A 12,103-nucleotide genomic window follows, 5' to 3' on the forward strand; every position below is an offset into this window, starting at 1 on the left:
ATTGAGAGGCAATATTAGTATGGCTCAAAATGCAACAAACTATTCGGCTACGGCGCATGCATTGCCGCAAAGTAAACAAAAGAGCAGAGTTAAATATAAAGCAGCGGTATGGACAAAGAAAGAAAAGTTCTTATCATTTGTCGTTGGTCTTGGTGTTTTGGGTATGATGATTGGTGTTGTTTATACAAGTGTTAGAATTGACGGTGTACAACGACAAATTCAGACTTTACAAAACAAAATCAGTACAACCAATCAATCTAATGATGATTTGCGAGATGAGGCTCAACGTATTACAAATAAACAAAATCTAGATAAGGTTGCAAAAAAATACAATATGACGCTATCTGACGGTAGTGTTCGTAATGTTAACCAGTAAATAATTATGAAAATCAAGAAAAAACGGGTATCAATGAAAATTATCACAAAAAACGCCAAAGTTTTTGGTGTCTTGTTGCTTATCGTAACAATTATTGTGGTAATAGGATTGGCTATCCGTTTTTTTCAGATTGCAGGAACAAAACAAGTTGATGGGCATAATTTGACCAGTGCTACTAGAGCCGCATTTATTCAAAATCAACAAGATCCGGCAACCCGAGGTAAGATATTCGATACTAATGGTAAAGTGCTAGCTGATAATACAACAACATATAATCTATATGCTGTTTTAGATAAAACACAAAAGCAAGGTAACAAGCCATTATATGTAGTGGATAAAGAAGAAACTGCAGAAAAATTGAGTCGTATTATTAATATGAAACGCTCAAAAATTTACAAAATTTTATCACAAAAAAATCTTAAACAGGTTGAATTTGGGACAGCTGGTAAAAACTTAAGTATCGCTGTTCATAAGAAAATTGAAGATTTGAAATTATCAGGTATTAGTTTTACAGCCCAACCAGCACGAACTTATCCCAATGGTCGTATGGCATCTCACTTAATTGGTTCGGTGCAGTCAAAAGAAAATGCGACAACAGGTCAAACCAAGTTGAGTGGCTTGATGGGTATAGAGGCTGCTGAGAATAGTTTACTATCGGGTAAGGATGGAATTAAGAGTTATGCTGGTACAACAGCTGACGGACAGGCTAGTGAAGCAGCTAAGAATGGTGACAATGTTTATTTGACTTTGAATTCAGATTTGCAGAATACTTTAGAAACTAAAATGGATAAGCTATTTAGTGATACAAAGCCTTCTGGTATCGTTGCGGTTTTAGCTGAGGCTAAAACAGGAAGAGTGCTAGCTGCATCGCAGCGACCTAATTTTGATCCAAATACTAAAAAGGGCTTGCAAGATGAATGGCAAAATTTATTAACGCAAGGTGCTTTTGAACCAGGATCAACGATGAAGGGGATTACACTCGCTTCAGCTATTGAAACCGGTAATTGGCAACCTAATGCAACTTTCCAATCTGGAACAATGCTGGTCGATGGTAAGCAAATTAATGACTTTAACAAAGAAATGGGCGTTATTTCTTATCGTGAAGGATTCTGGCGTTCATCAAACATTGCGTTTGCTAAGACACAACAGAAAATGGGTGCAAATACGTGGTATAAATACCTAAAGAAATTCAAGTTCCTACAATCCACTAACTCTGGGTTATTAGGAGAAGAAAAAGGTAGTATTGCGTTCAATTATCCACTGGAACAGGCCAATACAGCATTTGGTCAGGGGATCAGTGTGACACCGTTACAAATGGTACAAGCTTATTCAGCTATTGCTAACGATGGTAAGGAGGTTAAGCCTTACTTTGTAGACAAGATTAGTGAAGCGGATACTGGTAAAGTAGTGAAAGAAGGAAAGACTGAGGTCGTTGCTAATCCAATCAAGAAGAGCACGGCACAAGCTGTAAGAAAAGAAATGATTGATGTTGTCAATCAAAAAACAGGGACAGCGCGTGAGTTTGATTTGCGTGATGCCGGATATCAAGTTGCCGCTAAAACAGGAACAGCACAGATTGCTAAAAACGGTCGGTATTTAGATGGTTTGTCTAATGCCATTCACTCAGTTGTTGTATTAGCACCAGAAAAAGATCCACAATATATTTTTTACATGGCGATTACAGCACCACAAAAATTTGTTGATACAGAAATTCAAGTAACAATGAATAAGCTCTATCGACCACTCATGTTACAAGCATTGAATAGTAGTACTAAAGCGGTTAAATCTAAAACAACCAAAGTAACAGTGCCTGATACAGTGGGTAAGTCAATTGATAGTGCTAAGCATACATTATCAAATAGAGGCTTACGTGTTGCGGTGATTGGTAGTTCAGGCAAAATAAAAGCACAGTCATTGAACCCAAACCAACAAGCCTTGAGCAATCAGTTAATTATTCTAACTGCCAAAGATGGTAATACCTTAATGCCTAATATGACAGGATGGAGTTTGACTGAGGTACAGGAATTTGCCAAAATGGCCAATATTAACCTTAATTGGACTGGTAGCGGATATGTGACGAGTCAGAATGTATCAGCGACACAACAGCTAGGCAAATGGTCTAATATTACGGTAAAATTAAAACAAAAGGAATAGTGAGGGCGTTATGTTATCTGATAATTTATGGGCATTTACCAGGGCTTTTATTGTCACTGTCATTTTTATGCCAGCGTTAATTAAATTTTTGAAGCAATCAAAGGAGCAAGCAGTTATTCGTAAGCTTGGGCCAGATCATCAATCCAAGGCAGGAACGCCAAGCATTGGGGGAGCACTGTTTATTGCAGCAGCTGCATTAAGTGCGATTATTGGTGGCTTTGCGATGGCAGATGGACAACAGAGTATCTTTCATATGCTCATTCTTGTCTTAGCCATGCTAGCTTTTGGCATTATCGGTGGCATTGATGATGTTTTGAAACTTATTAATCATACAGATGATGGTTTCCGTTTTAAGCCAAAACTTGCCGCACAATCATTAAGTGCATTACTTGTTATGCTCATCATGTGGGCATTGAAGATTCCGTTTATTGTGCAGTTGCCGCTGATTGGTACAATTAATTTGGGTATTTTCTATTTTATATTCCTTTGGTTCTGGCTAGTTGGTTGGTCTAATGCAACAAACTTAACAGATGGATTAGATGGATTACTAACAGGTATTAGTATCATTGTCTATGGTGCTTATACATGGATTGCAATGGGTATGCATAATAACATGGTTGTCATCTTTAACTTTGCGGTGATTGGTGCTTTGGCCGGCTTTATGTTATTCAATAAGCCAAAGGCAAAAATTTTTATGGGGGATACGGGCTCATTGGCGCTGGGTGCAGGTCTTGCTATTGAGTCTATTGTGTTGGGTATCCCATTTTCATTGCTTTGGTTTGGTTTAGTGTTTGTTGTTGAAACGCTGTCCGTAATCATACAGACTGTAGGTTACCATTTTTGGAAAAAAAGAATTTTCCCTATGGCGCCCATCCATCATTCATTTGAAAAATTTGGTTGGGCAGAATGGCAGATTGATCTGTTGTTTTGGTTAATTACATTCGCTTTAGCATTTGTAGGCATCGCTTATATGAGCTAAAATTTAAGTGCGTTCGCGCACGTACATAAATATAGATAGAAATCAGGGAATCATAATGAAGGCATCAGATTTTGAAAATAAAAAAATATTAGTATTTGGTTGGGCTCGTTCTGGTAAAGCTGCAGCGCAACGCTTATATGAATTAGGTGCAAAAGTTACAGTGGTTAATCGTGATGATTTTGAAAAAGATAAGGATTATCTGTCATTAGAGAAGAATGGCGTTGTGTTTATTAATCATGATGCAGCAGATATAGTAGATGATTCATTTCAATACATTGTGAAAAACCCTGGTATCAATTATCAACATCCCATTATTAAACAAGCAGAAAAGCTCAATATTCCAATAATAACAGAGGTAACAGTGGCCTTGAGTACTTTCAAAGGGCGCTTAATTGGTGTGACTGGGTCAAACGGTAAAACAACCACGGTTTCTCTCATTCGTGACATGTTACAAGCAGATGGGCAATCAGTTGTAACAGCTGGTAATATTGGGACACCTGTCTGTGAAGTCGCTGGGCAACTCAGAAAAGACGATACCTTATTATTAGAACTATCCAGCTTTCAATTATTGGGAACGCCAGATATTCAGCCTGATATTGCCGCAGTGACAAACATATTTGCTTCACATTTAAATTATCATGGTAGTCGTGAGAACTATGTTAAAGCAAAGTTTCAAATAACAAAGCATCAATTAGCCACACAGCACTTAGTATTGAATGCAGATATTGCGGACAGCCAGAGATTTGCACAAGATACACAAGCAGCCGTAACGATGTTTTCTAGACAACAATCTGGCTATTATGCTGGTGCAGATCAGGATAACTTATTAGTTGATAATCAGATAGTTATGCCACTAGATAATATTAAACTGGTTGGGCCCCATAACTTGGAAAATATTTTGGCGGCGGTGAGTGTTGCTAAATTAGCTGGTGTCAAAATTGAAAGTATGCGTCAAGTTTTGTCACAATTTGGTGGTGTTAAATATCGATTAGAATTCGTGTTTAGTCATAATGGTATTAAATTTTACGATGACTCTAAGGCAACAGATATTGAAGCGACCCAGCAAGCCCTTAACAGTTTCGATGTGCCAACTGTTTGGTTAGCTGGCGGCTTAGATCGTGGCGATGATTTAACACGAATGAAAGATAATTTAAAACATGTTAAATCAGTTATTGCTTTTGGCGAGACAGCAGATAAAGTTGTGTCATTGGCTAAAATCGCCGGTATTCAAAATATTACTGTGACTGAAAATGTTATGACGGCTGCACCAATAGCTATTGCGCAAGCAAAAGCAGGGGATGTGGTGTTGCTTTCTCCAGCAGCAGCTAGCTGGGATCAATATCGTTCTTTTGAGGAGCGTGGTGATTTATTCGTTAAAGCGTTAGAAGCAACACTGAATATTTAAATTGAAGGAGGGAATTATGCGAGTAATACTATCAGGCGGTGGTACTGGAGGCCATATATATCCTGCTTTGGCGCTGTCCGAAGCTGTGCTACACCATGAGCCAGATTCAGAATTTTTATATGTCGGTTCAGAACGTGGTGTTGAAGCAAATATTGTACCGAAAACGGGCATGCCATTTAAACAATTGGTAGTACAAGGCTTTAAACGGTCGCTATCATTTGAAAATATTAAGACGATTAGATTGTTTTTAAAAGCAGTCAAACAAGCTAAAAAAATTATTCGTGAATTCCAACCAGATGTTGTTGTTGGTACTGGGGGATATGTCAGTGGCGCAGTCGTCTATGCAGCCCAACAATTACATATACCAACAGTTATTCATGAACAAAACTCTGTAGCAGGTGTAACTAATAAGTTCTTATCACGTGGTGCGACAAGAGTTGGTATTGCTTTTGAAATGGCCAAACATGAGTTTCCTAAAGGCAAGGTTGTTCTTGTTGGAAATCCACGAGCACAACAGGTAGCTAATATTAAATCTCATTTTTCATGGCGAACGCTTAGCTTAAGAGATGATCGACAAACATTGTTAATTTTTGGTGGTTCTCAAGGAGCACCAGCTATTAATCTAGCTGTCCTAGAGGCTATCCCACACTTCAATCAACAAACTTATCAGGTTGTGATTGTGACCGGCCCTAAACGTTATCAAAATATGCTGGATTTGTTAACTGAAAAGCAAATTGAATTATCAGATAATGTGCGTATTTTGCCATATATTGATAATATGCCTGAAGTATTATCTGAAACATCAGCTATTGTTTCTCGTGCTGGGGCAACATCAATTGCTGAGATTACAGCGTTAGGTATTCCTTCTATTTTAATTCCTTCACCATATGTGACTGGAGATCATCAAACGAAAAATGCGCAAAGTCTGGTTGATGCTGGTGCTGCTCTAATGATTAAAGAACCTGATTTATCAGGTATTAAATTAGCAGAAGCTAGTGATAAATTATTGTTGAATCAAGATTTTGGGGATGTTATGGCAGCTCAATCAGCTAAGATTGGCATGCCTGATGCCGGGGACAGATTGTACGCGTTATTATTGGATGCGGTTGCAGATAAGGCAGAGTAGTTTATGGCTAGTAAGGATTATTTTGCTGATAAATTATATATTTTGCTGAACTTCCTAAAACGGCAACCAAAACAATTATATTTGTCATTTTTTATTTTCTTGAGCTTAATAGCAATCGTAATCTGTATAATACAACCATGGCGTGTTGTTCAAAGCGTTAAAGTGAATGCTGTGTTATTAAACCCTAAAACAATTCAAAAGCAATTAAATATTAAACCAGGCACACCGCGCTGGCGTGTTGCTGGACAATTAGCTTTTATTGAAACAAATTTTCTTCAAAAAAATCATAAAATAGAAGATATTCATTTGGGACTGAATGGTAATCAAGTTAATGTGGAAGTTTCAGAACGTGTCACAGCTGGTTTCATCAATACAAAAGAAAAATGGTATGCCTTAGATCGTAAGGGCCATCGTGTAAAAGAAGTGACAACGCCGGATGGTAGTGCACCAATTTATAAAGATTTTGGTTCTAAAGGTAAATTAGCTCAGACTGCACAAAGTTTTGCAGATTTAGATTTGACATTAAGGCAAAATATTAGTCAAATTACATTTTCGCCAATAAAGTCTAATCCTAATCGTTTAGTAATTAATATGAATGATGGCAATACGGTATATGCCTCAATTGGGACCTTTGGTAAGAAAATTATTTATTATCCGGGTATAGCAGCTCAAATGCCACAAAAAGGTATTGTGGATTTACAATTTGGTGCTTACTCATATACTTATGGTCAAAATCATGACAAAAACAATACAAAGCGTTAGTAACGTAGCCTGATATGGTGATTTTATGTTAGTATTTATATTAGGTATCTTTTGTCCAAAATAAATTGTAAAGGGGCACGGCGAATGAATGATTCAGGCGTGACGGTTGGTATCGACATCGGCACAACTTCTATTAAGGTAGTGATTTCACAATTAATAGGTAACCAATTTAATATCATTGGTGCGGGAATTGCACAATCCAGAGGTTTGCGTCGCGGTATTATCGTTGACATCGATGCAACCGCCAATGCAATTCGAGAAGCAGTCGATCAAGCACAAGAAAAAGCAAATTATCAAATTAAAGATGTGGTAGTCGGTATAGCCGCTAACCAATTAGAAATTATTAAAGTAGATGGGCTGGTTTCAGTCGCAAATCAGAACAAACGTATTACATATCAAGATGTTCAAGCCGTTGCAGAACAGGCACTTTCAAGAAGTATGCCAGCAGATCGTGATGTCATTGATCTTGTTCCAGATGAATTTATTGTAGATGGTTTTGATGCCATCAAAGACCCTCATGAAATGATCGGTGTTCGTCTAGAGATGCGTGGAACAGCTTATGTTGGACCAAGTAAAATTATTGACAATACACGAATGGCAATTCAAAAAGCTGGTCTCGTGCTAAAAGAATTTGTACTAGCACCATTAGCCATGGGTAATAGTATCTTAGACGATGGCGAACAAGATTTTGGTACTGTTTTGATCGATTTGGGTGGTGGACAAACAACAGTTTCTGTTATTCATGACCGTAAATTGAAATTTACCTATGTTGATCCAGAAGGTGGAGATTATGTTACGCATGATATTTCTACCGTTCTAGGAACATCTTATGGTAATGCTGAGAAATTAAAGCGTAATTATGGTTTTGCTGATCCAAGCCAAGCCAGTGCAGATAATGAATTTCCGGTTGCTATTGTTGGAGAACCAAATCCTAAGTTAGTCGATGAAAAGTATTTAGCTGAAATTATTGCAGCACGCTTAGAACAAATTTATAGTAATATCTATCAACATTTAAGCCAGATCAATGCTTTACAATTACCTGGCGGATTTGTTTTGACGGGTGGTAATGCAGCATTGCCACGTATGGCAGATTTTGCAAAGAAAATTTTGGGTGAAAACGTTCGGTTATTCGTACCTGATCAGATCGGATTGCGACATCCATCTTACGCAAGAGCTATGGCCTACGCGCTTTACGCATCACGCGAAAATATGACACAGCTTGTCATTAAGCAGGTCATTATGAGCCGTCGGGAACCAGAGATTACAGCATACCCAAATCAAGTTATTGAAACCAATAACAACGAACCAGCTGATACACGATTAATTGTAAATGATCAATATGCTGGCGATAGCCGTGAATCGACTAATCAAAGTTGGTTTGCAAAGGCACGTCAAAAATTAAGTAATTTATTCGAAGATTAACGATATATTTTAAGGAGTAACCTCATGGATTTTACTGTAGAAGAAGCCATCGATAATGGTGCTATTATTAAGGTGATCGGTGTTGGTGGTGGTGGTTCTAATGCCATTAACCACATGATTGCAGAAGGCGTAGGCGGTGTCGAATTCATCGTTGCTAATACTGATGTTCAAGCTCTAGAAAAGTCTCAAGCTGATACCAAGATTCAAATTGGTCCAAAATTAACAGGTGGACTAGGTGCCGGTTCAAATCCAGAACGTGGTACAAAGGCAGCTGAAGAATCTACTGAAGCTATTTCAGATGCACTAAAAGGCGCTGATATGGTTGTTATTACAGCAGGAATGGGTGGTGGTACAGGAAATGGTGCTGCGCCAGTTGTTGCACGCATTGCTAAAGAGCAAGGTGCTTTGACAGTTGCTGTTGTCACACGTCCTTTCCAGTGGGAAGGACCAAAGCGTGCACGATACGCAGCTGAAGGCTTGCAAGCATTATCTGAAAGCGTTGATTCATTAATTGTTATTACCAATGAACGTTTGAAGGACCGTATTGATCTACGGACACCACTTTCAGAAGCCTTTAGAGTAGTTGATGAAGTCGTGGCGCAAGGCGTGCGTGGTATATCAGAACTTATCACAAACCCTGGATTTATTAATCTTGATTTTGCTGATGTGAAAACAGTCATGCAAGATGCTGGTCCTGCTTTGATGGGTGTTGGACAAGCAAGTGGTGAGACACGTGCTGCTGATGCAACAAAGCAAGCCATTTCATCTCCATTGTTAGAAGTAGATATGGCTGGAGCAGAAGACGTATTACTTAACATTACTGGTGGACCAGACATGTCTTTGTTTGAAGCACAGACAGCATCAGAAGTTATTTCTCAAGAAGCTGGTCGCGACGTTAACGTTATCTTTGGTACATCAATCGACGAAAACTTAGAAGATAGTATTCGTGTTACGGTGATTGCCACAGGACTTCAAAAAGCCGTTACTGAGCGTCTTGAAAAGAAAAATACTAGTGCAAGTGCAGCAACTAAACCTGCCTCAAGTGTATTTGGTAATGCTGCGGGTAATACACAACAGCAAGTGCCAAATACAGCACCAAAGAGTAATCCAATTAATCCTAATGCCGGTTCAAATTTCACACCAGCACCAGAACAACCAATGAATCAACAACCAGTTAAGCGTAATGATCCATTTGCAGATTGGAACATTGCCGATAACAACAAGAACGCGTTTACTGATGATAAGCGTTTTGACGGTGTTGAAAAGCAGTCATTTGATGTTTTTAAATCACCTGCACAAAATGATAATAATCTTGATTTAGGCAATAACTCACAAGATGATTTAGATAATCCCCCATTTTTTAAGAAGCGTTAGGAGTCAGTATGGCATTTGAAAAGATAAAGTCACTGTTTAATAGTGACGATGAATACTATGAGGATGATTACGAGAATGATTATTCAGAAACACCACATAATCAATCTCAGTCTGATTCACATCAGTATTTCAATCGGCCACAGGCAAGTGTACGGCAGTCAAATGTACATGGTGTAGCAGCTTCGTCTGGTAATAAAATTGCATTATTTGAACCTAAGGTTTATTCTGATTCACGTGCTATTTCTTCACAAATATTAAACGGCGAGGCAGTCATTGTTAATTTTACACAAATTGATGAGGACCAAGCTAAGAGAATTTTAGACTTTCTTGGTGGTGTTGTCTTTGCAGTTAGTGGTGAAATTGAACGTATTGGCCAATCAATCTTTTTGGTGACACCTAATACTTTTGAAATATCGGGAACGTTAACGGATAATTTAGAACCCAATAGTCGGTATTAACTATGACACTAATATTTAATTTAATCTTCAGAGCGATGATGCTTTATGAATATGCCATTGTCGTTTATATACTTATGACCTGGTTGCCTGGAGCAACACGATCACGATTACACCAATGGTTAGGCTCAATTGTGATGCCATATTTGAGTGTTTTTCGATTCATTCCACCAATTGGGATGATTGACTTTTCTCCAGTTGTAGCAATTATCGTATTGCAGTTTGCTAGAAGTGGACTTCAGTATTTAGTTTCCGCTTTTATTTAGGTTAATGATGCCCCATTCCAAACAACAATCACTTTTTAGAGAAGATGAATACCAATTTGTACAGCAATGCCATGATTGGTTATCACAATCCAGTGATGAATATAGACCTATTCTAACGCCGTTTTTAAATCCACGTGAGCAATACATTTTAAAGATGGTTGGACAACCTATTGAAGATCTTAATATATTTTTTGACGGTGGTAGTGTCGAGGCTGAAAGTCAGCGCGCAATCATTACCCCAGAGTATTTTTCAAAAGATAATTTAGACTTTGAGATGACGTTATTTCAAATTGATTATCCAATTAAATTCACTACTTTATCGCATCCACAAATATTGGGTGCCTTATTGGGATTAGGTCTTCAACGTAAGGCTATTGGTGATATTTTAAATGATGAGCATATTTGGCAAGTAATGGTAGATAAACGAATATTTACCTATATTCAGCAGAATTTTGTTAAAGTTGGGCGCACTACAGTAAAGGTAACAGCACTACCTTTAAATAAAATGATTGATACTTCGAAAGCGTGGGAAGAACAATTTTTACTGGTGAGTTCGCTACGATTGGACACGCTTGTTGCTGCCAGTTATCATCTATCACGCGTTGTCGCTAAACAAATGATTGAATCAGGACAGGTGCGGTTAAACTGGACAGTGGTTGAAAAGCCAGACAGCCTAATAACTATCAATGATATTGTCTCGGTGCATCATTATGGTAGATTTCAGTTAAAAGGTCTTGACGGTCGGACTAAAAAGGATAAAATAAAAGCAATCGAGAATATTATTCGGCGATAGTTGTCGGTGGTAATTAAGGAGATAGTAATGGCTTTAACACCTGATGAAATTTTAGAACATGAGTTTACAAAAAAAGGTTCTAAGGCATATATAGCAAGTGAAGTTGATGAATTTTTAGATCGTGTTAATTCAGATTATGAATCTGTTTTAAATGAACGTAGTCGACTCATGCAAGAAAATGCTGCTTTGCAAGCCAAGGTAGATGAATTAGAATCTAAGCGTGACCAAGTTAATCAATCTATCTTGATTGCACAAGAAGCTGCAGATAGATTAAAAGCTGAAACGGATACAGAAGTTAAAAAGAAGTTAACACACGCACAAGAGTCAGCAACTAAAATTATTGATGATGCTCGGGTTAAGGCTTCACAAGAAGCCGAAAATTTGGCTCAAGAAAATCTTGATTTAGTAGCTGAGCAAAACCAATTGCGTGAAGAAGTTGAGAGCTTTAAAGATTCATTCTTGCAATTGTTAGATGAACAGCGTACACTACTAGAAAATGATGCGTTGGCTAGCGCCGTGCATCGTTTACCTCTTGGCAAAGCGACTGAAGAACGAGCAGCTAAGGTAGTAGAACCTTTACATATGGCTGATGAGCAAGAGGCTGATTCTGAAGAGGAAAACACTGAAGTGGTCGACGAATCAGAATCAGCACCTTTAGTTGAAGAAGTACAAGCAACGACCAACAATCATGTTGAAGGCCCCGTTGTGGTTTTCCCCGATGCAGAGGAAACTAAATAAACAGAGTTTTAATAGTATAGAAAGATTAATAAGTAAACGCCCAGCGAGTCATGATGGTTTGAGATGATCGTCCCTGTTATTAATCAGATCCACTATTTATAATGAAATTTTGAAATTTAAGTAAATTTTTCCGGTGCAGATCGTTAAAACTGTATAAGGATAGAATAGCCATAGGGCGTTATATCAATGATATTGTTTCTATCAAAAGTGGGTGGTACCGCGTTTAAAGACGTCCCATGTTGTTAAATTTTTT

Annotated in this window: 12 protein-coding genes; all 12 read left to right on the plus strand. The window is 38.0% G+C overall.

Features of this window, described 5'->3' with window-relative positions; all coding sequences use genetic code 11:
* Positions 1 to 19: 19 nt before the first annotated feature.
* Positions 20 to 376: a cell division protein FtsL gene (gene ftsL / locus C5L23_RS05335; protein WP_010007746.1), complete on the plus strand. Its 357-nt coding sequence runs from the start codon at positions 20 to 22 to the stop codon at positions 374 to 376.
* 6 nt (positions 377 to 382) lie between these two features.
* Complete coding sequence (locus C5L23_RS05340; RefSeq protein WP_133264401.1) at positions 383 to 2,530, plus strand: penicillin-binding protein; 2,148 nt, start codon at positions 383 to 385, stop codon at positions 2,528 to 2,530.
* Between the two features lie 10 nt (positions 2,531 to 2,540).
* Positions 2,541 to 3,509 (plus strand): phospho-N-acetylmuramoyl-pentapeptide-transferase, encoded by a 969-nt coding sequence (gene mraY, locus C5L23_RS05345; RefSeq protein WP_133264402.1) that lies wholly within the window; start codon positions 2,541 to 2,543, stop codon positions 3,507 to 3,509.
* A 55-nt stretch (positions 3,510 to 3,564) separates the two neighbouring features.
* Positions 3,565 to 4,914 carry a UDP-N-acetylmuramoyl-L-alanine--D-glutamate ligase gene (gene murD / locus C5L23_RS05350; protein ID WP_133264403.1) on the plus strand — a complete coding sequence of 450 codons (1,350 nt, stop codon included), beginning with the start codon at positions 3,565 to 3,567 and terminating at the stop codon, positions 4,912 to 4,914.
* A gap of 16 nt (positions 4,915 to 4,930) precedes the next feature.
* Positions 4,931 to 6,040 carry an undecaprenyldiphospho-muramoylpentapeptide beta-N-acetylglucosaminyltransferase gene (gene murG, locus C5L23_RS05355; protein WP_133264404.1) on the plus strand — a complete coding sequence of 370 codons (1,110 nt, stop codon included), beginning with the start codon at positions 4,931 to 4,933 and terminating at the stop codon, positions 6,038 to 6,040.
* A 3-nt stretch (positions 6,041 to 6,043) separates the two neighbouring features.
* The gene (locus tag C5L23_RS05360; RefSeq protein WP_010007742.1) at positions 6,044 to 6,802 is read left to right on the plus strand and encodes a cell division protein FtsQ/DivIB; all 759 of its coding nucleotides are present in this window, start codon (positions 6,044 to 6,046) and stop codon (positions 6,800 to 6,802) included.
* A gap of 84 nt (positions 6,803 to 6,886) precedes the next feature.
* Entirely contained in the window at positions 6,887 to 8,224 is a 1,338-nt protein-coding gene (ftsA, locus tag C5L23_RS05365; RefSeq protein ID WP_010007740.1) for a cell division protein FtsA, read from the plus strand.
* Between the two features lie 24 nt (positions 8,225 to 8,248).
* Complete coding sequence (gene ftsZ / locus C5L23_RS05370; RefSeq protein WP_010007739.1) at positions 8,249 to 9,598, plus strand: cell division protein FtsZ; 1,350 nt, start codon at positions 8,249 to 8,251, stop codon at positions 9,596 to 9,598.
* 8 nt (positions 9,599 to 9,606) lie between these two features.
* Positions 9,607 to 10,056 (plus strand): cell division protein SepF, encoded by a 450-nt coding sequence (locus C5L23_RS05375; protein WP_010007738.1) that lies wholly within the window; start codon positions 9,607 to 9,609, stop codon positions 10,054 to 10,056.
* A gap of 2 nt (positions 10,057 to 10,058) precedes the next feature.
* The gene (locus C5L23_RS05380; protein ID WP_010007737.1) at positions 10,059 to 10,319 is read left to right on the plus strand and encodes a YggT family protein; all 261 of its coding nucleotides are present in this window, start codon (positions 10,059 to 10,061) and stop codon (positions 10,317 to 10,319) included.
* A gap of 4 nt (positions 10,320 to 10,323) precedes the next feature.
* Complete coding sequence (locus C5L23_RS05385; protein WP_033192915.1) at positions 10,324 to 11,112, plus strand: YlmH family RNA-binding protein; 789 nt, start codon at positions 10,324 to 10,326, stop codon at positions 11,110 to 11,112.
* Positions 11,113 to 11,139: 27 nt separating this feature from the next.
* Positions 11,140 to 11,850, plus strand: a complete 711-nt coding sequence (locus C5L23_RS05390; RefSeq protein ID WP_133264405.1) for a DivIVA domain-containing protein — start codon at positions 11,140 to 11,142, stop codon at positions 11,848 to 11,850.
* Positions 11,851 to 12,103 lie beyond the last annotated feature (253 nt).

Origin of the sequence: Leuconostoc fallax (assembly GCF_004354645.1) — a bacterium.
Lineage (GTDB): Bacteria > Bacillota > Bacilli > Lactobacillales > Lactobacillaceae > Leuconostoc_B > Leuconostoc_B fallax.